Raw genomic sequence first — 22,879 nt, forward strand, 5'->3', positions numbered from 1 at the left:
ATATGGCGCGCAAAGTGGGAGCGGATGGCAGCAGGACGGCGGAGGCGATCCGAGCCGCCGGCCTGCGCCTGATCTTCGAACATGGCTATGAGGGCATGAGCTTGAGGGATCTCGCCCAGATCGTCGGCATCCAGCCAGGTTCGCTCTACAATCATATTACCACCAAACAAGCGCTGTTGTTCGACTTCCTGGTTGAGCATATGACGAGGTTGACCGAAGCGCTCGACGCGGCGCTTGCAGGCGTCGAGAGCCCGCTTGCCCGCCTCGACACCTTCATCGAATTCCATCTGCGCTATCACCTGACCCGGAGGATGGAAGTCTTCATCAACAACTCCGAACTGCGCAGCCTGGAGCCGCAAAACCGGGCTGTCGTGACCGGACTGCGGCGCGACTATGAACGGCGCCTGGAGCAGATCCTGGCCGAGGGGACCAAGAGCGGTGCCCTGCTGGTGCCTGATGTGACCGTCGCCACCTTCGCGATCATCGCCCAACTCACCGGCGTGGTCGGCTGGTACGATCCCAATGGCCGGCTCGGTGAGGACGAAATCATCGCCATCCACCGGCAGCTCGTTATCGGCGGGTTGTTACCCGGCGCTTCGGGGGAGTTCCCCGGCGAGGCAGCCGTCACCGGGATCGGCACTACCCGAATGCAGGCAATCGGTTGAGGCAAACCGGCATCGATGCCTGGGTGCTTGGCTCTATATGCTGCTGCACAAGCATAGCTTGCAACGCTGACTGATCGAGCGAGCAGACATTGAGCCTTTTCACCATTGCTAAGATAGGCTTTACTGCAAACAGGGGTGATTTCGCTGGGTGAGGTCTTCGTTGAACGGGAAACAAGCGCTATGGGCGATGGCAATCGTGTTGTCGTTAGTCCCCGCAACCGGGTTCGCCAGAGGGATTTCGAGCAAACAGGCTGAGACATTTTGCTTCGACGCCAAATCCACCGACGATCAGACTATCACTGCCTGCAGTTGGCTCATTGTGGGAGGGGGCAGTTCCCAGGCGGATCTGGTGACCGCCTATTACAATCGCGGCGTAGCTTATCAGCACAAGGGCGACGGGGACCGCGCCATCGCGGATTATGACCAGGCGATCTTCCTGAAACCCGATCACGCCTCCGCCTACAACAATCGCGGCAACGCCTATGCCGACAAGGGCGATACGGGTCGCGCCATCCAGGATTACGACCAAGCCCTTCGCCTGGACCCGAACTTCGCGCTGGCATTGAGCAATCGCGGTAACGCCCATGCTGACAGAGGGGACTATGACCGCGCCATCCAGGACCTTGATCGAGCCATCCTCCTCAGGCCGGACGATGCCCTCGCGCTCAACAATCGCGCCAGCGTCTATGCCGACAAGGGTGATCGCGACCGCGCCATCCAGGATTACGACCACGCCATTCGCATCAGGCCGGACTATGCCACGGCCTTCAACGGCCGTGGCAAGGCCCATGACGCCAAGGGCGATCGCGATCGCGCCATTCAGGACTTCGACGAGGCCATCCGTCTCAAGCCTGATTATGCCTACGCCTTCAATAACCGTGGCAGCGTCTATCAAGACAAGGGCGAGTACGATCGGGCCATTCGGGACTTCGATCGCGCCATCCGCCTCAAGCCCAATTACGCCGATGCCTTCAACAACCGCGGCAGCACCTATGATGACAAGGGCGACTACGACCGCGCTATCCGCGATTACGATCAGGCCATCAGCCTCAAGCCCGACTATGCCTACGCCTTCAACAACCGCGGCGTCGCCAACAAGAACAAGGGTGACAATGACAAGGCCATCCGGGATTACGATGAAGCCATCCGCATAGATCCCGATTACGTCATCGCCTATTCGAACCGCGGCAACGCCTATTACGACAAGAGCCAATTCGACCGCGCCATTCAGGACTACGATCAGGCCATCCGCATCAAGCCGGACCATGCTCTCGCCTATAATGGCCGGGGCAACGCTTATGACGACAAGGGCGACAGCGACCGCGCGCTTCAGGACTACGATCAGGCGATCCGGCTCGACCCCAATTTGGCCATCGCCTTCAACAATCGGGGTGGCGTATATGCCGAAAAGGGCGACCCCGATCGCGCGATCCGGGATTTCGACGAAGCCATTCGCCTCAAGCCTGATTATGCCAGGGCCTACAATGCGCGGGGCAACGTCTATTACGACAGGGACGACTATGAGCGCGCCATCCAGGATTTCGACCAGGCCATACGTTTCGACGCCGGTTACGCGCTCGCCTTCAACAACCGCGGCAACGCCCATGACGACAAAGGCGATCGAGACCGCGCTCTAGCGGATTATGATCAAGCCATTCGCCTCAAACCCGACTACACCCTCGCCTATAGGAACCGCGGCATCACATATGACCGGCAGGGCCATTACGACCGCGCCATCCGCGACTTCGACCAGGCTCTCCGGCTCGATCCCGATAATGCGGCCGCCTTCGTCAATCGAGGCGTCAGCTACGACAACAAGGGTGACCACGCCCGCGCGATCCAGGACTTCAATCAGGCGATCCGCATCAAGCCGAACAATGCCCTCGCCTATAGGAAGCGCGGCTCCAGTTACGACAATCTGGGAAAGTCCGACAGGGCGCTGACGGACTTCGATCTGGCCATCAGCATCGACCCCGACTATGCCGAGGCCTATAATGATCGCGGCATCACCTATTTGGGCATAGGTGATTACGACAGGGCGATCACGGATTTCGATCACGCCATCCGCATCAAACCAAAATTCGACCGCGCTATAAGAAATCGCGCCAAGGCCGTAGAAATAAGAGACAAAACCTTTCCTGAGAAGAAGACACTCAAGGCATCGGCCTCCCCATAGAACCGGACAGCAGGCTACAGCCGCCACGCGAGCCCGTTGACCTGAGGACGGATCGGATTGCGCTATTTTCGCGAGGTAACCGCTCTCGCCCCGATTCAGATTGTCGTCAAATCACAACCGGAATATCCTCTGACAAATCGCGTTCGCCTTGGATGGGATATCGTGCGATCGCGTCGGCGTCTCTTTGCCATTTGAAGTCATTCATCAAATTTCAAAACGCTTCAGCAACGAGGAATATCCATGGAATATCGTCAATTAGGCGGCTCGGGCTTCAAGGTGCCGGTCCTCAGCCTGGGCACAGGCACGTTCGGTGGTGGCGGTGATTTCTTCAAGGCCTGGGGCTCGACCGATGCGGAAGGCGCACGGCGCCTGCTCGACATCTGCATCGATGCCGGCCTGACCATGTTCGACAGTGCCGATGTCTATTCTTCCGGTCTCGCCGAGGAGATTCTCGGCAAAGCCGTCGCCGGGCGACGCGATCAGGTGATCATCTCGACCAAGGCGACCTTTCGCTCCGGCGAGGGGCCGAACGATGTCGGCTCCTCCCGTTTCCATCTCACCGATGCCGTCGACAAGGCGCTGAAGCGCCTTGGCACCGACTATATCGATCTCTTCCAACTGCATGGTTTCGACGCCCAGACACCGGTGGAAGAGGTGCTGCAGACTTTCGACGACCTGGTCCGGGCCGGCAAGATCCGCTATATCGGCGTCTCCAATTTCTCCGGCTGGCATCTGGCAAAGTCACTGGCGGTTTCGGACCGTTATGGGCTGCCGCGCTATGTCGCCCACCAGGCCTATTATTCGCTGGTCGGCCGCGACTATGAATGGGAATTGATGCCGCTCGGCCTCGACCAGAAAGTCGGCGCCGTGGTGTGGAGCCCGCTCGGCTGGGGCCGCCTGACCGGGAAGCTGCGCCGCGGCGCGGCCTTGCCGGCCACGAGCCGCCTGCACAAGACGGCCGCCGAGGGGCCCCCGGTGAGCGATGATCTGCTCTACCGCGTCGTCGATGCTATCGAAGCGATTGCCGCCGAAACCGGCAAGAGCGTGCCCCAGATTGCTCTTAATTGGTTGCTGCAGCGGCCGACGGTAGCCAATGTGATCATCGGCGCGCGCGACGAGGCGCAATTGCGCGAGAATCTCGGGGCTATCGGCTGGTCGCTCACATCGGAGCAGATCGCAAGGCTGGATGAGGCCAGCACCGTCACCCTGCCCTATCCCTATTGGCACCAGCGCGGCTTCGCCGAGCGCAACCCACCGCCGGTCTAGTCGTTCCGGTATGCGCGTTCAGCCATTGGCGGGAGCCGCGTCGATCACCCGCAATTGCACGCGCTCACGCCCGCCATAGCGATCGACGCTCAAGGTACCGGCGACATGCACGGCCTTGCCGCGATGGCTGACAAGGCCATCGCCCAAGGGCTGCCCGACAGACCGGAAGGCGATGGCGTCGAGCATAGCGCCGTCATGCGCCTTGAGGCGCAGACGCAAATGCGCTTCGCCGACCGTGTCGACGAAGGCAAGCTGGTGGCCTGGCAGCGCCAGCAGGGGTTCCGGATTGCCCTGGCCGAACGGACCGGCTTTTTCGAGCATCTCGATCAGGCCGGTGGTTGCTCCGCCGGCGGCGAGCGCGCCGTCGATCTCCAGGGCAGCATCTGCCCGGGCCGCCTCGACGGCCACAGCAAGCTCAGCCTCCAGATAGGCCCGGAAGGCGCCGAGCTGGTCCTGGCCCAAAGTGATGCCCGCGGCCATGGCGTGGCCGCCGCCCTTGACGATGAGGCCGGTTTCCACTGCCTGCCTTACGGCTTTGCCCAGATCCACGCCGCCGATGGAACGTCCGGATCCGGTGCCGACCCCATCCTTGTTGAAGGCGATCGCAAAGGCAGGCCGGCCGAAACGCTCCTTCAGACGGGCAGCAACCAAACCCACGACACCAGGGTGCCAATTTCGCGAGGCCGTCACCACAGTCGCGCCCGTCTCCTCGAGGCCGAGGGCGGCGACAGCCTCCGCCAGCGCTTCCTCCAGCATGATGGCTTCGACCGTCTGGCGCTCCCGGTTGAGACGGTCCAATGTCGCGGCGATCGAAGCCGCCTCCTCGCCATCCTCGCTCATCAACAGCCTTGCACCCAGCGCGGCATCGCCGATGCGCCCACCCGCATTGATGCGCGGCCCGAGCAGGAATCCGAGGTGATAGGGCCTCGGCGGCCCGTCCAGGCGAGCCATGTCCATCAACGCGCGCAAGCCGGCGCGCTGGCGCTGGCGCATGACGGCGAGACCCCGGGCCACAAAGGCTCGATTGAGGCCCTTGAGCGGCACCACGTCGGCCACCGTTCCCAAAGCGACCAGGTCGAGACGCGCCATCAGATCCGGCTCTGGCCGATCCCGCCACCAGCCGCGCTTGCGTAGGCTCCGGCTGGCGGCGACGAGCAGCATGAAGGTAACGCCGCAGGCACATAGATGCCCTTGCCCGGAGAGATCGTCGAGACGATTGGGATTGACCACCGCCACCGCCGGCGGCAGAGCCTCACCGGCCTGGTGATGGTCGACGACCAGCGTCTCGAAGCCGAGTTCCGCGGCCTTGCCGAGAACGTCGACGCTGGTCGTACCGCAATCCACCGTCACAAGCAGGCTGGCCCCGTCGGCCCGCAGCAGGCGAATCGCCTCCTCGTTCGGGCCATAGCCTTCATAGATGCGGTCGGGGATGTGGATTCGCGCCGGCACGCCGGCCTCGCGCAACCACCCCGCAAGCAGCGCCGCGGAGGTGGCGCCATCGACATCATAGTCACCGAAAATAGCAATGCTTTCACGTGCCATCACTGCATCGGCCAGCCGTTCCGCCGCCTTGTCCATATCGGTCAAACGGGAGGGATCGGGCATATAGTGGCGCAAGGTGGGAGCGAGATAAGCGTCGACCTCCTCGGCCGTCACGCCCCTGCCGGCAAGGATGCGTGCAAGCAGATCGGGCTGACCGGAGCGCTGGGCCAAGGTCATGGCCTGCATCTGCCCCTGCGCATCCAGCCTTTCCCGCCAGGCCTTGCCGGTGAAGGAGGATTGCACGCCGAGAAAATAACGAGAAGGGGGAGTGGGTGACTGCATGCGCGGACCATATCGGCGAAGCCATGATCCAAGCCAGCGGAAATGCTTCGACGACCCCGCATAACACCTTCGGTATCCTTGACCATGTGCGACAATCTGCCATCAATCGCAGACTTCCGGAACGCTCACGGGGTGATGGTGATGACGGCTGCGGCGGGCGCTAATGGATCTCGGTTTTCACCAGGCTTGGCCCTGGCGGCGCTTGGTGTCGTCTACGGGGACATCGGCACCAGCCCGCTCTACGCCTTTGCCCAGGCCATCACTGCCAGCGGCGATGGCGGTGCGGGCCAGGCCTGGATCGTCACGGGCGTCGTCTCGGTGATCTTCTGGGCCCTTATCCTGATCGTATCCTTGAAATACGCTATCCTGATCCTGCGCGCCGACAACAAGGGCGAAGGCGGCATCGTCGCCCTGCTGGCGATTCTGGAAGGCAGTGGCCGGCGCGAGGGTCGTCGCCAGGTCGTCCTCTTGATCATCGGGCTGGTGGGCGCTGCGCTGCTCTATGGCGACGGCGCCATCACGCCGGCCATCTCGGTGCTCAGCGCCATCGAGGGCTTGGAGATCGCCGCCCCGTCGCTGGCCCATGTCGTGGTGCCCTTGACCCTGGTGATCCTCTTCGTTCTGTTCATGGTCCAACGCTACGGCACCGGCATGATCGGCCGTTTCTTCGGCCCGATCATGCTGGCCTGGTTCATCCTCATCGGCCTGCTGGGATTGGCCAGCATCGTGCGAAATCCCGCCATCATCACCGCACTCAATCCGTTCGTGGCCCTGAATTTCCTGGTGACGGCAAATCCAGCCGTCAGCTTCGCCATCCTGGGGGCGGCCTTTCTCGCCGTCACCGGCGGCGAGGCGATGTATGCCGATATGGGGCATTTCGGCCGGAACCCCATCCGCCTCGCCTGGTTCACGATCGCCCTGCCCGCCCTGGTTCTCAATTATTTCGGCCAGGGCGCCCTGCTGCTCGGCAATCCCGCCGCCGCTTCCAATCCGTTCTACAACCTGGTGCCGGACTGGCTCCATTTTCCCGTCATCATCTTCGCCACGGCAGCCACCGTGATCGCCAGCCAGGCCATCATATCGGGAGCGTTTTCATTGGCGCGACAATCCATACAGCTTGGTCTCCTCCCGCGCCTCACCATCAAGCAAACCGACAATCAGGAGTTCGGCCAGATCTACGTTCCCCTGGTCAACTGGCTGCTGTGCATCGCAACACTCGGCGCCGTGCTCGGCTTCGGCTCGTCCGCGGCTCTCGCAGGCGCCTATGGCGTGGCCGTCTCGCTGCTGATGGCAATCACGACTCTGCTGGCAGCGCTCGTGGCCCGGCATTGGGGCTATAATCTCTTCCTCGTCATTCTGGTCAATGGCGCCTTCTTCATCGTCGATCTGATCTTCGTCTCCGCCAATGGCGTCAAGCTCTTCGAAGGCGGCTGGTACCCGCTGCTCTTGGCCATCTTCGTCGCCATGCTGATGTTGACCTGGCGCCGCGGCCAGATCCTGGCCGAACAGGCCCGCAGGCATCTGCGCGTAGAGGAAACGGCCTTCTTTGCAGCGATGAAAACCCAGCGTCCCGTCAGGCTGCCGGGCACGGCCGCCTTCCTGAGTTCGGCCATAGTCGGCATGCCGCTCTCGCTGAGCATTTTTTGGCGCCACACTCACGCCATTCCAGAGCGCGTGCTGCTGGTCACCGTCAAGGGCGCTGAGACCCCTCGCGTCAAGGATGTCGACCGCGTGACGGTAACCTCTCTTCGCCCCGGTTTCGAGCGCATCATCCTGCGCTTCGGTTTCATGGAGGAACCGGATGTGCTCAAGGGCATGCGGCTGGCCATCTCGCAAGGCCTGATCTCCGGCTTCGACCTTGCCGAGATCTCCTTCTATATCGGCAGTGAGACCATCATTCCGTCCAAAAAGATCGCGGGCATGGCCTTCTGGCGCGAGGTCCTCTACGCCATGCTCCAGCGCAATGCCGAACGCTCGGCTTCCTATTTCCGCATCCCGGCGCCGCAAGTGGTGCAGTTTGGAACGGAGATCGAGATCTGAACGCCCTCAGGACGCGATCGGCCCCTTGAAGACGAAGAAGGCGCCGGCGCAGATCAGGGCAAAGCCGATGGCGTGGTTGATCGTGAGTTTCTCACCCAGATAGAAGACCGAGAACAGGGCAAAGATCACCAGAGTGATCACCTCCTGCATCGTCTTGAGTTCGGCCGGTTGATAGACGTGGTTGCCAAAGCGATTGGCGGGAACCGCGAGGCAATATTCGAAGAAGGCAATGCCCCAGCTCACAATGACCACCAGCCAGAGAGGCCGGTTCTCGAATTTGAGATGCCCGTACCAGGCAAAGGTCATGAAGACGTTGGAAAAGGTCAGCAGAACGATCGGCAGCAGCCAGGCGGGAATGAAGGACAGCATCGATATTCCAGGGTTATGGTCGCAACGCAGTCCCGATCGCGCAGATTTGCGGGCGGGGATCGATGCGAAGGATGGGATCCTCAGGAGGGAGCGGAAAGTTCCTCGAGCTTGCTGCGCAGCAAGCCCTCGTTCAGCGTGAAAGCCTGGTCATAATCACCCGGCCCACCGATGAGCCAGTGATAATCGAGACCGAGGCGCTTGCTGAGCCATAGATAGGTACTCTTGGTGAAATTTTCGGGAAACAGCTCGATGACCTGCGTTCCCGGCCGGCAGAACGCCAGATTGCCGAGCCCGGCACCATGTACTCCGATGACCATTTCGGCCTGGGAGAACAGGCGGACCTGCTCGGCATGATTGTCGCCCCTGGCCTCGAAGCGCTCGAAGCCGTGCTCCTTTGCAATGTCCCAGAGCGCGTCTTCGTTGAGCAGACGCCGGATCTTGCTGCTCCCTCGCGAAAAGAAGATGCGCTGGGCGCCTCGGGGCTCCACCCGGTAATGCTCCCGGAAGAGCTCGGCCAACCGCCATACCGGTGCGGCTTCGGCAAAACTCCATTCGGCGTTGCCGGCATCGAAGGAAAGCCACAGAGCCTCCTCGACCGCAACCTTCGCATCGTCCGGCAGAGCAACCACACGCACCCCGGGATAGGCCTGCTCCAGCAAGGCGCAGCCCAGATGCAGGCTCTCCAGGCGCGAGGGCGGCAGCAACAAGGTGAGTGGCAGGCGCCTGGGGTGAAAACGCTCGAGATAGTCGACCACGGGCACCAGGTCTTCAAACAGGGCATGATAATAGTTGTCCGTGCGGGCCAGCAGAAGGCAACGCCCGGCCAGAGCGGGCAAGGTGCGAAGCCGCTTGGCCTTGGCGAAGTTCCAATTGACCCATTCCACGTCGCGTATCACCACGCCCCCCTTACCGGGCGCGAAAATGCGGCTGACATGGCCGAGCAGCTCGGCGGGCTTCACTGTCACGGCCAGTTCCTGCACCGGAACCGTGACGCCTCCCGTCCACTCGCGTGCCAAAGTGTCGTAGGGCCAGCACCGGTCCCGCACAAAGGCGCATTCCTCCGGCGTGAACGAGGTTGCCATCTCGGCCTTGCGATCTTCGATGACCAGGGCTGCGGCAATCTGGGGATCGACCCCGCGCGGATAGAAGGAAAAATGGCGCCGCAACAGCCCTACCCGCCCGATGGTCGCCCGCGTCATGCGCCAGCGCCAGTAGCGGATATTGAAACGCTTTCGAAATCCGGATTTGACGCGGGCCATTTCTGCCGTTTGATTGCCATTGAACAGCCAAGCGGCTATAGCCGCGCCACCACCCTCTGTCTATCGGATCAGACCTTGAAAGCTATCATTCTCGCCGGCGGCATGGGCACACGCATTTCCGAAGAATCGCATCTGCGCCCCAAACCGATGATCGAGATCGGGGGCCGGCCGATCCTCTGGCATATCATGAAGATCTACAGCCATTACGGCATCAATGATTTCGTGATCTGCCTGGGTTACAAGGGCTATATGATCAAGGAGTATTTCTCCAATTACTTCCTGCACAATGCGGATGTGACGATCGACGCCGAGAAGAACGAGGTCACCTATCACAACCAGAAGGCCGAGCCCTGGCGGGTCACCATGGTGGATACCGGCGAGACCAGCATGACGGGCGGCCGGCTGAAGCGGGTCGCGCCCTTCCTGACGCCGGGCGAATCCTTCTGTTTCACCTATGGCGACGGCGTCGCTGATGTCGACATCGGCGCCCTCATCGCCTTCCACAAGAAGCATGGCAAGCATGCCACGCTGACGGGCGTGATCCCCCCCGGCCGTTATGGCTCCCTGTCCCTCGACGGCGAAAAAGTCACCCGTTTCATCGAAAAGCCTCCGGGCGACAATGCGCTGATCAATGGCGGCTTCTTCGTGCTGGAACCGGGCGTGGTCGATCTGATCGAGACGGACCAGACCTCCTGGGAAGGCGCACCGCTCGAAGCCTTGGCCGCCTCCGGCGAATTGATGGCCTATCGGCATTCGGGGTTCTGGCAGCCCATGGACACCTTGCGCGACAAGAACCATCTCGAACAATTGTGGGCACAAGGCAAGGCGCCCTGGAAGGTCTGGCCGTGATCGGGGCAGCTGCCGCAGGCGCATTGCCTTCACCGGGCTTCTGGCGGGGCAAGAAGGTGCTCCTGACTGGCCATACCGGCTTCAAGGGAAGCTGGATGGCCTTGTGGCTGCATCGGCTGGGGGCCGAGGTCACCGGCTTTGCGCTGCCGCCGGCCGCCGACCAGCCGCTGTTCGCCGCAGCCGGCGTGGACAGCGCGGTCCGCTCGATTCTGGGCGACCTGCGTGACGCCGAGGCCGTGCGCCAAGCAGTGAATGTGGCGCAGCCACAGATCGTGCTGCATCTCGCGGCCCAGGCATTGGTGCGACGCTCCCTCGCCGATCCGGTCGAGACCTTCGGGTCCAACGTGATGGGTACTGTCCATCTTCTCGACGCCCTGCGCTCTCGCCCCGGCCTCGCCTGTATCCTCGCGGTGACCTCGGACAAGGTCTACCTCAACCAGGAAGAAGGATCGGCCTTCCGCGAGGACGACAAGCTCGGCGGCAAGGACCCCTATTCTGCGTCCAAGGCGGCGGCCGAGATCGTCACCTATGCTTATGCCCGCTCTTTTTTCGACAAAGCGGGCGTGCCGGTTGCCACGGCGCGCGGCGGCAATGTCATCGGCGGCGGAGACCATTCGGCCGACCGGCTGGTTCCCGATATCGTACGTGCCGTGCGCAGCGGGAGGCCGCTCGAACTGCGCCATCCGGAAGCGACACGTCCCTGGCAGCATGTGCTGGACTGTGTGAACGGCTATCTCGTCTATGTCGAGCGGCTCGCCACCGTTGCCGATACGCCGCGCGCGCTCAATTTCGGCCCCGATCCGTCTCGCCCCCTGCCCGTCTCGGCAGTGGCGGACGCTGTCTTCCACGCCCTCGACCGCAAGTCGGACTGGCTGCACAAGCCGGTACCCGGTTCCATCGAGATGAAGGCCCTTACCGTCAACTCCGACCGCGCCCGCCACCTGCTCGGCTGGCAGGACAGGCTGGCCGGCCCAGCCAGCCTGGAATGGACCGCGCAATGGTATGCGGCCGAGGCCGCCGGCCAGGATATGCACGCCTTCACCCTCGACCAGATCTCCCGTTTCTCGACGCTTTGAGACCGCCGCCATGACCGATGCCAAGTCAACGCTTCCCCATTGCCGGTTCTGCGCCACGCCGCTGACGACGACCCTGTGCGACCTCGGTTCGATGCCGCTCGCCAATGACTATCGCCTGCCCGACGACAGCAATCCCGAGCGCAGCTTCCCGCTGCACGCACGCGTATGTCCGAGCTGCCTGCTGGTTCAGGTCGACGATTCCGTGCCGCCCGATGCCATCTTCTCCGACTATGCCTATTTCTCGTCCTATTCGGACAGTTGGGTCGCGCATGCCAAGCGCTATGCGGATGCGATGATCGAGCGTTTCAAGCTCGACGGCGCTTCGCTGGTTGTCGAGATCGCCTCCAATGACGGCTACCTCCTGCAGCACTTCAAGGCCGCGGGCGTGCCGGTGCTCGGTGTCGAACCGGCTGCCAACGTCGCCGAGACGGCCCGGGCCAAGGGCATCGACACCGAGGTGGCCTTTTTCGGGGTCGAAACCGCCAGGCGCCTGGTCGCCCAGGGCAAGCGCGCCGATCTGATGGCGGCCAACAATGTGCTCGCCCATGTCCCCGACATTCGCGATTTCGTCGGCGGCTTCGCCACCCTGCTCAAGCCCGAAGGCGTCGTCACCTTCGAATTCCCGCATGTGCTCAATCTGATCGAGAAGGTGCAGTTCGATACCATCTATCACGAGCACTTTTCCTATCTCTCGCTGGTGACGGTTGAAAAGGTTTTTGCCGCCGTCGGGCTCAAGGCCGTCGATGTGGAGGAATTGCCGACCCATGGCGGCTCGCTGCGCCTGTTCGCGGCGCCGGCAGCTTCCAGCCACCAACCTTCGGCGCGGCTCGATGCCCTGCGCGCCAAGGAGCACGCCGCCGGTCTCGACACCCTGGCAGGCTATGAAGGCTTTGCCGCCAAGGTCGCCGAGGTCAAGCGCAGCTTCCTCGCCTTCCTGGCCGAGGCCAAGGCCGCCGGCAAGACCATCGCCGCCTATGGCGCTGCCGCCAAGGGCAATACTTTCCTGAATTTCTGCGGCGTCGGCCCTGCCGATATCGTGGCGGTCTTCGATCGGTCCCTGGCCAAGCAGGGCCGCCTGCTACCCGGTAGCCAGATTCCGATCCTCTCGCCCGACAAGATCAGCGAGATTACGCCGGATTATCTGGTCATCCTGCCCTGGAACATCGCCGAAGAGGTGATGGAGCAGATGCGCCCCTTGATGCCCTCAGGCAGTTCCTTCGTGACGGCCGTGCCCAGCATCAGGCTCACACCGTGATCTTCAGCGAAACGCGGATCCCGGGTTGCTTCCTCATCAAGCCGGAGCCGCGGCGTGATGATCGCGGCTTCTTCGCCCGGACCTATTGCCCGGATGAGTTCGCCGCGGCCGGCATCACCTTCGCGCCGGTGCAGACCAATCTCTCGCGCAACGACAAGGCCTTCACGCTGCGCGGCATGCACTTCCAGGACCCGCCTCACGCCGAGGCCAAGCTCGTCCAGGTGGCACGGGGCGCGATCCATGATGTCGTGGTCGATTTGAGGCCGGATAGTCCAGCTTTCCGGCAATGGATCGGCGCGGAGCTGAGCGCCGACAACCTGCACCAGCTCTATATTCCCGAGGGCTGCGCCCATGGCTTCCTGACGCTCGAAGCCGGCACGGACGTCCTGTACGGCATGGGCCGCAAATATGTTCCCGGCTATTCCCGAGGCTATCGCTACGACGACGCGGCCTTCTCCATCGAGTGGCCTCACCCGCCGGCGGTGATCGCACCGGCGGATGAGGCCTGGCCGGCCTTCGGTACGTGAAAGGCTGTCAGCCGCGGGGCTTTCGCGGCTGACGGCACGCTATTTCGCCTCGAAACCAGGATGATAGGCCACGTTTCCATGCGGTGTGTCAGCCCCGAAGGGCAAGCACTGGAAATAGACCGGCGGCAGGCCGGGTAGGCAAAGCCCCACCTCGTTCTTGAAGCCGAAACGGCTGTAATAGGCCGGATCTCCCAGCACGACACAGCCTTCGGCCCTCAGCCGGCGAAGATCGGCTAGGCCTGCCTCGATCAAGGCTCGCCCGATGCCGCTCCTCTGGCAGTCCGGCCGCACTGATACTGGCCCCAGCCCGTACCAGTGCCGAAAAGCGCCGTCGATGGTGACGGGCGAGAAGGCGACATGGCCGACGATCTCGCCTGCTTTTTCCGCAACTAGCGACAAAGTCAGGGCTACCGCCGCCCGCAAGGCGTCGACGATCGCCGCCTCCGTCTGGCTGCTATGCGCCATTCCCTCGAAGGCCGCCTTCGTCACCGCGCGAATGATGCCGATATCGTCGGCACGTTCTGGTCGGATTTGCATGATTTGTCCTCTAAAGCGTTTTTCAGAAAAGCCGATGGGCTTGTTGATCAAGAAACCGCGTTGAAACAATGCGTTGGAGAAAAAGTGCCATTCGAAGAAATCGCACTTTTCTCTTGTTCAGCGATTGTCGGCCTGCGCGCGCACGCTCTCCCGCCCCCTGCGCGAAATGCGGTAAGGGCCGGAGGCATGCGACTCGATCAGTCTCTTGCGGTGAAGCTTGCAGAATGTCTCCAGCGTGCAGTCGGCCAGACGATGGCCGTCGCGCGTGAAGCAGTCGACATGGTGGATGCGGCCATTATCGCCGCGGTGATGACGGATATGGCCGCCCTGGGCCAGCACGTGCAGCACACGCTGCTCGCCCCGTGAAATGTTCATGATGGTAGAGCCTGTCGCAGAAACCATGACAAGCATCGCCCGGGCGCTCGGCTGATCCAGCCACAGCGCCTCGCAATGCTTTCTCATGTCTCGTCAAATCGAGACGATCAGCGGTTTCCCACAAGCTCTGACATAAAACCTTCCGCTCAAATCAGCAGGTGGCCATCGCATAGTTCGGCATTGGCCCGGTGTCAATCCGACCCAGTCATCAGGGCCTGCCGAGGGTCACAAGCCTCAGGTACACAAATCCTGGTGCACCTTGCAGGCGCCGTTCTTGTCCGCGCACGCCGCGAGTGCGCCATCCCTCGCCTCGGCCAGGCTGCGTCCGCGCGCGGCGGCATAGCGATGGCGCTCACCAACGGCAACCGCCCCGCAATGCGGCGCCCGATTGTGGGCGCTGGCAGTCCGGCCGATACGCCGATCATCCCAGTCATTGTAAACGAGCACGGCAAGAGCGCAGTCATCTCCCGCACCGTCCTTCTGCCCGATGGCATTGCGACAATGGCGGAGCGCCGTTTCGCGCGCCTCCTCACGTGTCGCCGCTCCCCAGAAGATGCCATCCTTGCCTGTCGAGGGTGAATAGGCGATTGCCCCCCAGACGGCGCGGTCGGCAGTGGTCTGCGGATCGGGTTGCACAGCCCCGTAGGTCGTGTCCCTGTTTTCGCCGGCACCGGCCGGCAAGCTCATCGCGGCCAGCGTGACACCGATAAAGAAAGCCCTGCGCATTGTCTGTCCCCGCCGAAAGCCCGGTCGCGTCCCGCCGATCCGGTGGCTTTACGCAAGGATATGCATATAGAATTCAGGCTTTGACAAGAGGTCATCCCGGCTGAAGGGACGTTGACACTATAGCGACCTCAAAACCGGTGATTTCGCATCCTTGTTGGGGCCGATTTCCCCCGGCCGCAATTTACGGAGGTCGATCGAGGCGAGAGTGTGAAACGAGCGTCGCTATGGAACCCGCGCGCCTCGGCGTGCATTTCATCTATGAATTCAATGTTCAGGAAGACTCGAATGCCCCAGTTCGTCATCATGAAACGTCGCGGCGCTCACGTCGTACCGCTGCCGGAAGCGCCGACTTTCGACGATCTCGTCGAGGCCGAGATTTGGGCGGCCACCTATCTGGAAGGCGATCCAACCTTGTTCGACAAAAGCCTGGATTCGATCGAAGTGCACAGACAGGACCTGCAACCGGCGACACGCAAGGCAGCAGCAGGCCGAGGCTAAACACAAATCGCGCTTGCAGGACGACAACGCTAAACGATTGAATCATTGGTGGGCGGTGACGGGCTCGAACCGCCGACCCTCTCGGTGTAAACGAGATGCTCTACCAACTGAGCTAACCGCCCCCAGTCGCGGGGAACCACACAGGGCCTCTGTCTATTGTGCTTGCGCGCGCTTCGCAAGGCAAAAGAAAGTGGCCGTGCCTTTGTGAGGCACGGCCACTCCCAGATCATTTCAGTGTCAGTGGGCGACGACGGCGTTGGCGTCATCGCCGGCTTTGGCCGGCGGCGGCGCGTTCTTGTCCTCGTCCCAGGTGATGGGCTCGGGCATGCGCACCAGCGCCCTGCGCAGAACCTCTTCCATCCTGGAAACCGGCACCAGTTCGAGGCCGTTTTTCACATTATCAGGAAGTTCTGCCAAATCCTTGGCATTCTCTTCCGGAATCAGCACGGTCTTGATGCCAGCCCGCAGCGCAGCGAGCAGCTTCTCCTTCAGGCCACCGATCGGCAGCACGCGGCCGCGCAGAGTGACCTCACCGGTCATGGCGACATCGCGGCGAACCGGGATGCCCGTCATCACCGACACCATGGCAGTTGCCATGGCGATGCCGGCAGAAGGGCCATCCTTGGGCGTTGCGCCTTCGGGCAGATGCACATGCACGTCGCGCTTGTCGAACAGCGGCGGCTCGATGCCGTAATCGATGGCACGCGAACGCACATAGGAGGCTGCCGCGGAGATCGACTCGCGCATGACGTCCTTCAGATTGCCCGTCACGATCATCTTGCCCTTGCCAGGCATCATCACCGCTTCGATGGTCAGAAGCACGCCGCCGACCTCTGTCCAGGCCAGACCCGTGACCGCACCGACCTGATCCTCGAGTTCGGCCTGGCCGTAGCGATAGCGCGGCGCACCGAGATACTCTTCGAGCACCGTGTTGGTCACCTTCACGCTCTTCTTCTTGGACATCAGAATGTCCTTGACGGCCTTGCGGGTCAGGTTCGAGATCTCACGCTCGAGGTTACGCACCCCGGCTTCCTGCGTGTAGCGGCGTACCAGGTTGAGTAGCGCTTCGTCATCGATCGAAAACTCGCGCGCCTTCAGACCATGCTTCTGCACGGAGGAAAGGATGAGATGCTTGCGGGCAATCTCGACCTTCTCGTCTTCCGTATAACCGGCGAGACGGATGATCTCCATGCGATCCAGCAACGCCGGCGGGATGTTGAGCGTGTTCGCCGTGGTCACGAACATCACATTCGACAGGTCATAATCGACCTCGAGGTAATGATCGTTGAACGTCGAGTTCTGCTCGGGATCCAGCACCTCCAGCAGAGCCGAAGACGGATCGCCGCGGAAATCCTGGCCCATCTTGTCGATTTCATCGAGCAGGAAGAGCGGATTCTGCTTCTTGGCCTTGCGCATCGACTGGACGACCTTACCGGGCATCGAGCCGATATAGGTGCGCCGATGGCCACGGATCTCGGCCTCGTCCCTGACGCCGCCGAGCGACATGCGCACATATTCGCGGCCGGTCGCCTTCGCGATCGAACGGGCGAGCGAGGTCTTGCCGACACCCGGCGGACCGACGAGGCACAGGATCGGGCCGGTCAACTTGTTGGCACGCTGCTGCACCGCCAGATACTCGATGATGCGCTCCTTGACCTTCTCCAGGCCATGGTGATCGGCATCGAGAATCTCCTGGGCATGCGGCAGATCCTTCTTGATCCGGGACTTGTCGCCCCAGGGCAAGGAAATCAGCCAATCCAGATAGTTGCGCACGACGGTGGCCTCGGCCGACATCGGCGACATCTGGCGCAGCTTCTTCATTTCGGCTTGCGCTTTATCGCGGGCCTCCTTGGAGAGCTTGGTGTCCTTGATCTTCTGCTCGAGTTCGCCGAGTTCGTCCTTGCCTTCCTCGTCGCCCAGTTCCTTCTGGATCGCCTTCATCTGCTCGTTGAGATAGTATTCGCGCTGGGTCTTCTCCATCTGCCGCTTGACGCGGGTACGGATGCGCTTCTCGACCTGCAGAACGGAAATCTCGCTCTCCATCAGGGCGAGCACCTTTTCCAGGCGCGCAGAGATCGACAGGATCTCCAGCACTTCCTGCTTGTCGGCAATCTTCACCGCAAGATGCGCCGCGATGGTATCGGCCAGCTTGGAATAGTCCTCGATCTGGGTGACCGTGGCCACGACTTCCGGCGACACTTTCTTGTTGAGCTTCACATAGCTCTCGAATTCGGCGACCACGGAACGGGCGAGCGCCTCGGCTTCGATCTTCTCTCCGCTGCCATCGCCCAGGACTTCGGCTTCGGCCTGGTAGAAATCATCATGCCCGGAGTAGGAGAGCACGCGCGCGCGATCGACACCCTCGACCAGCACCTTCACCGTGCCGTCGGGCAGCTTCAGCAATTGCAGCACGGTAGCCAGCGTGCCGAGCTTATAGATTGCCTCCGGCGCCGGATCATCCTCGGCGGCGTTCAACTGCGTCGCCAGCAGAATGTGGCGATCGGTCCGCATGACTTCTTCCAGCGCCCGAATCGACTTTTCGCGGCCGACGAAGAGCGGCACGATCATATGCGGGAACACGACGATGTCGCGCAACGGCAATACCGGGAACGTATCGACGGTGCCGGCCGGCAACGGAGGACGCTGTTTATTCGTTGTCATTGCATATCCTTTCCTGCGCCGTACCACGCTGCAATAGCCGTGCCAGCGGCGCTATCCTCCTGGCCAACATGAAGAGCGACCCGGAGGTATTCCCAACTGCCCCGGCTGGGCACAGTTGCTTCGATAAGGGTTAGGTGGAGAGCACCAAGCACAGTGTCAAGCCGGCCAATCCCGGTAAATTGCGCTGTCTCGATTTTCCTTCTCGCACCTGCGAACCTCACTGTAATTTTCTGCCCGATCGACTTTGGATTGATTGCGGGGAGCTACGAGCTATCCTTGAAATGACGTCCCGAAAAGCTTCGACAATCCTTTAAATCGCGTAATTTTCTACGGAAACCAGCTCGAATCGAGCTGGTCCCTCCTGGCCCCACGATACCCCCCTCCGACGTCCAGCGCAATCAACGGCCGATGCGGCGAATGGTCGACCTTCACCAGATCGAGCCATGCATTTCAACATGACTGCAGGCAGGCACCGACATGACAATGCCGGCCCACAGGCCGGCATTGCAGTGCAAGCGTTGTTCCTGCCGGCATCAGCCGGTGGAGGAAACCTCCTGCTTTTCAGAATAGATGAAGAGCGGCTTAGCCTGTCCGTCAACGACCTCCTTGGAGATCACCACTTCCTCGACACCGTCGAGGCCCGGCAGCTCGAACATGGTGTCGAGCAGGATGCCCTCCATGATCGATCGCAGGCCGCGCGCACCGGTTTTGCGCTCGATCGCCTTCTTGGCAATCGATGACAAGGCCTCCTCCTGGAAGGTCAGATCGATGCCCTCCATCTCGAACAGGCGCTGATACTGCTTCACCAGCGCGTTCTTGGGCTCGGTCAGGATCTTGATCAGCGCCGGCTCGTCGAGGTCTTCCAGTGTCGCAATGACAGGCAGACGCCCGACGAATTCCGGGATCAAGCCGAATTTCAAGAGATCCTCGGGCTCGACCTCGCGGAAGATCTCGCCGGTCCGCCGGTCCTCCGGTGTCACCACGCGAGCACTGAAGCCGATCGAAGTGCCCTTGCCGCGGCTCGAGATGATCTTTTCGAGGCCCGAGAAGGCACCGCCGCAGATGAAGAGAATATTGGTGGTATCGACCTGCAGGAACTCCTGCTGGGGATGCTTGCGTCCACCCTGGGGCGGAACGCTGGCCACCGTGCCTTCCATGATCTTCAGCAAGGCCTGCTGCACGCCCTCGCCCGAAACGTCACGGGTAATCGAGGGGTTGTCGGACTTACGGCTGATCTTATCGACCTCGTCGATATAGACGATGCCGCGCTGGGCGCGCTCGACATTGTAGTCGGCCGCCTGCAGGAGCTTGAGGATGATGTTCTCGACATCCTCGCCGACATAGCCGGCTTCCGTCAGGGTGGTGGCATCGGCCATGGTGAAGGGCACGTCGATGATGCGGGCCATGGTCTGGGCAAGCAGTGTCTTGCCCGAGCCGGTCGGCCCGATCATCAGGATGTTCGACTTCGCCAATTCGACATCGCTGTGCTTGGTAGCATGGTTGAGGCGCTTGTAGTGATTGTGCACGGCCACGGAGAGCACGCGCTTGGCCTGCATCTGACCGATCACATAATCGTCGAGCACCTTGCAGATCTCACGCGGGGTCGGTACCCCATCGCGCGACTTCACCAATGAGGATTTGTTCTCCTCACGGATAATGTCCATGCACAGCTCGACACATTCATCGCAGATGAACACTGTCGGGCCGGCGATGAGCTTGCGAACTTCGTGCTGGCTCTTGCCGCAGAACGAGCAGTAGAGCGTGTTCTTGGTATCGCTGCCGGCCTTGGTCATGGCATCCCCCTTTCGGGCTCTCTCGGCGGAACGGACATTCCGCGTAATCCCACGGGAACCCCCGTGGCTGTAAACACAATCCTGCAGGCGTACCTGCATCGACAAGTTTCGTATTGCAAGGGTTATGCCAAGTGGCGTTCGCCCCTGCAATCTTTGATGACACTGCATCCAGCAGGTTCAATGCTGGAATCTAGCGCCCTTCACGTCAACAGATCATTACCGATATCCATCGCAATGAACTGTGGCGAAACTCGTGCAGGTCGCCTCCTGCAACGTCATATCAGGCCTTGGCAGCGCCCTCATCGGGGCGCTTCTCGCTGACATGGTCGACGATACCGAAAGCTTTCGCCTGCTCGGCTTCCATGAAATTGTCACGCTCGAGAGCGTCCTGGATCGTCTTGATGTCCTGGCCGGTGTGCTTGACGTAGATCTCGTTCAGGCGCTGCTTCACCCGGCGGGTCTCCTCGGCATGGATGAGGATGTCGGTCGCCTGGCCCTGATAGCCGCCCGAAGGCTGATGCACCATGATCCGGGCGTTGGGCAAGGCGAAGCGCAGATCCTTCTCGCCGGCGGCAAGCAGGAGCGATCCCATCGATGCGGCCTGGCCGACGCAAAGCGTGGAAACCGGCGAGCGAATGAACTGCATGGTGTCGTAGATCGACAGGCCTGCCGTCACCACCCCGCCCGGCGAGTTGATGTACATTGCGATTTCCTTCTTGGGATTCTCTCCCTCGAGGAACAGCAACTGGGCCACCACGATGGAGGCCATGTAGTCCTCCACCGGGCCGGTCAGGAAGATGATGCGCTCGCGCATCAGGCGCGAATAGATGTCCCAGGCACGCTCGCCGCGATTGGTGCTCTCGACCACGGTCGGTATGAGGTTGTTGGTATAGAAGTCGATCGGATCTCGCATCAAATCTCTCCAGCAAGCGAATCTCGGCAGTCCATGTTCCCGTCAGGGCAGGGATCGCGAGCCTGTTTGTCAAGTGAACCTTCCCGCCCCCCGCTGGGACATGAAGGCGCGACGGGTGTCGAGGGTGGCTTGCCTGAGCAGAAACGGGCCCTCCCGTCGCAAATGTGTCGTCAAGTCTCGTCCTGCAAGTCCCCTCTCCGCCTTTTGCGAAAACCGAGGGCATTCGAGAACGACAATGGCCGGGGCAGGCCCGGCCATTGCATATCCGTTTCGACGAACCACGACGGCTCGGCGCAGCCTCACTCGGCAGACTTGGCAGCCTTGGCCTTCTTGGCCTTGGCCGGCTTGTCCTCTGTCGCGGCGGGAGCAGCCTGCTCGTCGTCTTCCTTGAACAATTCCTCCTTGGAGACCTTGTCCTCGGTGACGTCGGCGAGCGAGAGGATATGGTCGACGACCTTGTCCTCGAAGATCGGGGCACGCAGCTCGGCAATCGCCTGCGGGTTCTTGGTATAGAACTCCCAGATCTGGCGCTCCTGGCCCGGGAACTGGCGGGCCCGCTCGATCACGGCGCGGGTCGCCTCTTCCTCGGTCACCTGGATCTTGTTGCTCTCGCCGATCTCGGCCAGAACGAGGCCAAGGCGCACGCGGCGGGCCGCGATCTTGCGATAATCTTCCTTGGCAGCCTCTTCGGTGGTGTTCTCCTGCTCGAAGGTGCGGCCGGTCTGCTGCATCTCGCGCTCGACCTGCAGCCAGACATTGTCGAACTCCTGCTGGAACAGGGTCGGCGGCAGATCGAAGGAATATTTCGCATCCAGCGCATCGAGGAGCTGGCGCTTCACCTTGCTGCGCGAGACGTTGTTGTACTCGCCCTCGATCGAGCTCTTGATCACTTCCTTGAGCTTGTCGAGCGATTCAAGGCCGACGGACTTGGCAAGTTCGTCGTCGACGACCAGGTCGCCCGCAGCCTGCACCGCCTTGACCTTGACGTCGAAGGTGGCGTCCTTGCCGGCCAGCGTGTCGGAGGCATAGTTGGTGGGGAACTTGACCTCGATGGTCTTTTCCTGGCCGGCGGTGACGCCGATCAGCTGATCCTCGAAGCCGGGAATGAAGGTGTTGGAGCCGAGGTCGACGGAAATGTCCTCGCCCTTGCCGCCCTCGAACTCGACGCCGTCGATCTTGCCGACGAAATCGACGATCACGCGGTCGTGGGTCTCGGCCTTCGACTTGGCCTTCTTGTCGGCATAGGTCACGTTGCGGCGCGCCAGATCCTCGAGGCGCGACTGCACCTCCTCGTCGGCGACTTCGGCCACCGGCTTGACGATCTTGATGCCGGAGATGTCGCCGACCTCGAAGGTCGGCAGCACTTCCACAGCGACGGTCCAGGCGAGATCGGCCTTGCCGTCCAGCACCTGCGTCACGCCTTCATCGTCGGCACCGAAATCGAGCTTGGGTTCCATGGCCAGCTTGATCTGGTTCTCATCCACGATCTTGCGATTGGCTTCGCCAACGAAATTGTTGACGACATCGGCAGTCACCGAGCGGCCGTAGAGACGACGCAGATGCGCCACCGGCACCTTGCCCGGACGAAAGCCGTTGACACGGACCTTGCCCTTCATGTCTTCCAACTGGGCGTCGGTGCGCGTGGCGATATCGGCCGCCGGCACCACCACTTTGAATTCCCGTTTCAGGCCATCGGCCAGGGTTTGGGTCACCTGCATATTCTTGTCCCGAATCCGTGAGTTCGTAGCCGCCCTGTTTCAAGGCCATCAAGGCCGGTCGTGGTGCGGGCGGAGGGGCTCGAACCCCCACGACTTTCATCACTGGAACCTAAATCCAGCGCGTCTACCAGTTCCGCCACGCCCGCAAATAGGGCTCCCTATCGCGGAACTTGCATTCCGCGAAACGAGTGGCGCCATATAGCATGTCATGAAATTGATGCAGCAAAAAAATGCCGTCCCCTGCATGATATTTGGAGTCCGGGATTCGCAGGCGGCGGCGATGTCCAGCCGTAAGGCCATTGCCGGAGCCCGAACGGCCGCCCCGGCAGGCGGGAATCCACCCTTATCCAGC

19 protein-coding genes and 2 tRNA genes are annotated in these 22,879 nt (G+C 61.7%); 9 read left to right on the forward strand and 12 right to left on the reverse strand.

All coding sequences use genetic code 11. From position 1 onward, the window contains the following. Nucleotides 1-2 precede the first annotated feature (2 nt). The 3 genes from ACZYTC_RS10425 (at nt 3) to ACZYTC_RS10435 (ending at nt 4,107) form a co-directional block, all read left to right on the forward strand. Nucleotides 3-665 carry a TetR/AcrR family transcriptional regulator gene (locus tag ACZYTC_RS10425; protein ID WP_434956147.1) on the forward strand — a complete coding sequence of 221 codons (663 nt, stop codon included), beginning with the start codon at nt 3-5 and terminating at the stop codon, nt 663-665. 349 nt (nt 666-1,014) lie between these two features. Further along, the gene (locus tag ACZYTC_RS10430) at nt 1,015-2,841 is read left to right on the forward strand and encodes a tetratricopeptide repeat protein (RefSeq protein ID WP_488989549.1); all 1,827 of its coding nucleotides are present in this window, start codon (nt 1,015-1,017) and stop codon (nt 2,839-2,841) included. Nucleotides 2,842-3,081: 240 nt separating this feature from the next. Beyond that, nucleotides 3,082-4,107, forward strand: a complete 1,026-nt coding sequence (locus ACZYTC_RS10435) for an aldo/keto reductase (protein WP_488989550.1) — start codon at nt 3,082-3,084, stop codon at nt 4,105-4,107. Between the two features lie 18 nt (nt 4,108-4,125). Here the strand turns inward: ACZYTC_RS10435 and recJ are convergent, their stop codons facing one another. Continuing rightward, complete coding sequence (gene recJ, locus ACZYTC_RS10440; RefSeq protein WP_488989551.1) at nt 4,126-5,931, reverse strand: single-stranded-DNA-specific exonuclease RecJ; 1,806 nt, start codon at nt 5,929-5,931, stop codon at nt 4,126-4,128. Between the two features lie 141 nt (nt 5,932-6,072). Between recJ and ACZYTC_RS10445 the strand changes: the two genes are divergently transcribed. After that, nucleotides 6,073-7,971: a potassium transporter Kup gene (locus ACZYTC_RS10445; RefSeq protein ID WP_488989552.1), complete on the forward strand. Its 1,899-nt coding sequence runs from the start codon at nt 6,073-6,075 to the stop codon at nt 7,969-7,971. A gap of 6 nt (nt 7,972-7,977) precedes the next feature. Here ACZYTC_RS10445 and ACZYTC_RS10450 read toward each other — a convergent pair whose 3' ends face one another. Continuing rightward, nucleotides 7,978-8,340, reverse strand: coding sequence for a DMT family protein (locus tag ACZYTC_RS10450; protein WP_434956142.1), 363 nt, complete (start codon nt 8,338-8,340; stop codon nt 7,978-7,980). Nucleotides 8,341-8,420: 80 nt separating this feature from the next. Then, nucleotides 8,421-9,599, reverse strand: coding sequence for a glycosyltransferase family 61 protein (locus ACZYTC_RS10455; RefSeq protein WP_488989553.1), 1,179 nt, complete (start codon nt 9,597-9,599; stop codon nt 8,421-8,423). Between the two features lie 75 nt (nt 9,600-9,674). Here ACZYTC_RS10455 and rfbF point away from each other — a divergent pair, with 75 nt between their 5' ends. From rfbF to ACZYTC_RS10475, 4 genes are read left to right on the forward strand one after another with little or no spacing between them, the layout of a single operon-like run. Beyond that, on the forward strand, nt 9,675-10,448 hold the full coding sequence (rfbF, locus tag ACZYTC_RS10460; RefSeq protein WP_434956140.1) for a glucose-1-phosphate cytidylyltransferase: 774 nt from the start codon (nt 9,675-9,677) through the stop codon (nt 10,446-10,448). Beyond that, complete coding sequence (rfbG, locus tag ACZYTC_RS10465) at nt 10,445-11,524, forward strand: CDP-glucose 4,6-dehydratase (protein ID WP_488989554.1); 1,080 nt, start codon at nt 10,445-10,447, stop codon at nt 11,522-11,524. Before rfbF ends, rfbG begins: the two co-directional genes overlap by 4 nt. Nucleotides 11,525-11,534: 10 nt before the next feature. After that, nucleotides 11,535-12,779, forward strand: a complete 1,245-nt coding sequence (locus tag ACZYTC_RS10470; RefSeq protein WP_488989555.1) for a methyltransferase domain-containing protein — start codon at nt 11,535-11,537, stop codon at nt 12,777-12,779. Then, on the forward strand, nt 12,776-13,306 hold the full coding sequence (locus tag ACZYTC_RS10475) for a dTDP-4-dehydrorhamnose 3,5-epimerase family protein (RefSeq protein WP_434956137.1): 531 nt from the start codon (nt 12,776-12,778) through the stop codon (nt 13,304-13,306). The genes ACZYTC_RS10470 and ACZYTC_RS10475 overlap by 4 nt, the downstream gene beginning before the upstream one ends. 39 nt (nt 13,307-13,345) lie before the next feature. Here ACZYTC_RS10475 and ACZYTC_RS10480 read toward each other — a convergent pair whose 3' ends face one another. From ACZYTC_RS10480 to ACZYTC_RS10490, 3 genes are all read right to left on the reverse strand, one after another. Beyond that, nucleotides 13,346-13,843, reverse strand: a complete 498-nt coding sequence (locus ACZYTC_RS10480) for a GNAT family N-acetyltransferase (protein WP_488989556.1) — start codon at nt 13,841-13,843, stop codon at nt 13,346-13,348. A 117-nt stretch (nt 13,844-13,960) separates the two neighbouring features. Continuing rightward, entirely contained in the window at nt 13,961-14,218 is a 258-nt protein-coding gene (locus tag ACZYTC_RS10485) for a YjhX family toxin (protein WP_434956135.1), read from the reverse strand. Nucleotides 14,219-14,452: 234 nt separating this feature from the next. Beyond that, the gene (locus ACZYTC_RS10490) at nt 14,453-14,944 is read right to left on the reverse strand and encodes a DUF4189 domain-containing protein (protein WP_488989557.1); all 492 of its coding nucleotides are present in this window, start codon (nt 14,942-14,944) and stop codon (nt 14,453-14,455) included. 285 nt (nt 14,945-15,229) lie between these two features. On the opposite strand from ACZYTC_RS10490, the gene ACZYTC_RS10495 reads away from it, so the two are divergent. Continuing rightward, nucleotides 15,230-15,442, forward strand: a complete 213-nt coding sequence (locus ACZYTC_RS10495; RefSeq protein WP_441772446.1) for a hypothetical protein — start codon at nt 15,230-15,232, stop codon at nt 15,440-15,442. Nucleotides 15,443-15,488: 46 nt separating this feature from the next. Here the strand turns inward: ACZYTC_RS10495 and ACZYTC_RS10500 are convergent. The 6 genes from ACZYTC_RS10500 to ACZYTC_RS10525 all read right to left on the reverse strand — a co-directional run bounded on the left by ACZYTC_RS10500 (nt 15,489) and on the right by ACZYTC_RS10525 (nt 22,673). After that, nucleotides 15,489-15,564 (reverse strand) — tRNA-Val (locus ACZYTC_RS10500). 115 nt (nt 15,565-15,679) lie between these two features. Next, the gene (gene lon, locus ACZYTC_RS10505) at nt 15,680-18,103 is read right to left on the reverse strand and encodes an endopeptidase La (RefSeq protein WP_488989558.1); all 2,424 of its coding nucleotides are present in this window, start codon (nt 18,101-18,103) and stop codon (nt 15,680-15,682) included. A gap of 533 nt (nt 18,104-18,636) precedes the next feature. Further along, a complete protein-coding gene (clpX, locus tag ACZYTC_RS10510; protein ID WP_434956131.1) occupies nt 18,637-19,896 on the reverse strand; it encodes an ATP-dependent Clp protease ATP-binding subunit ClpX in 1,260 nt (419 codons plus the stop codon). 280 nt (nt 19,897-20,176) lie between these two features. Beyond that, on the reverse strand, nt 20,177-20,809 hold the full coding sequence (locus ACZYTC_RS10515) for an ATP-dependent Clp protease proteolytic subunit (RefSeq protein WP_434956130.1): 633 nt from the start codon (nt 20,807-20,809) through the stop codon (nt 20,177-20,179). Between the two features lie 299 nt (nt 20,810-21,108). Continuing rightward, nucleotides 21,109-22,527 (reverse strand): trigger factor, encoded by a 1,419-nt coding sequence (gene tig / locus ACZYTC_RS10520; RefSeq protein WP_488989559.1) that lies wholly within the window; start codon nt 22,525-22,527, stop codon nt 21,109-21,111. Nucleotides 22,528-22,588: 61 nt separating this feature from the next. Further along, nucleotides 22,589-22,673, reverse strand: a tRNA-Leu gene (locus ACZYTC_RS10525). Nucleotides 22,674-22,879 lie beyond the last annotated feature (206 nt).

Source organism: Labrys sp. F242, assembly GCF_057813875.1.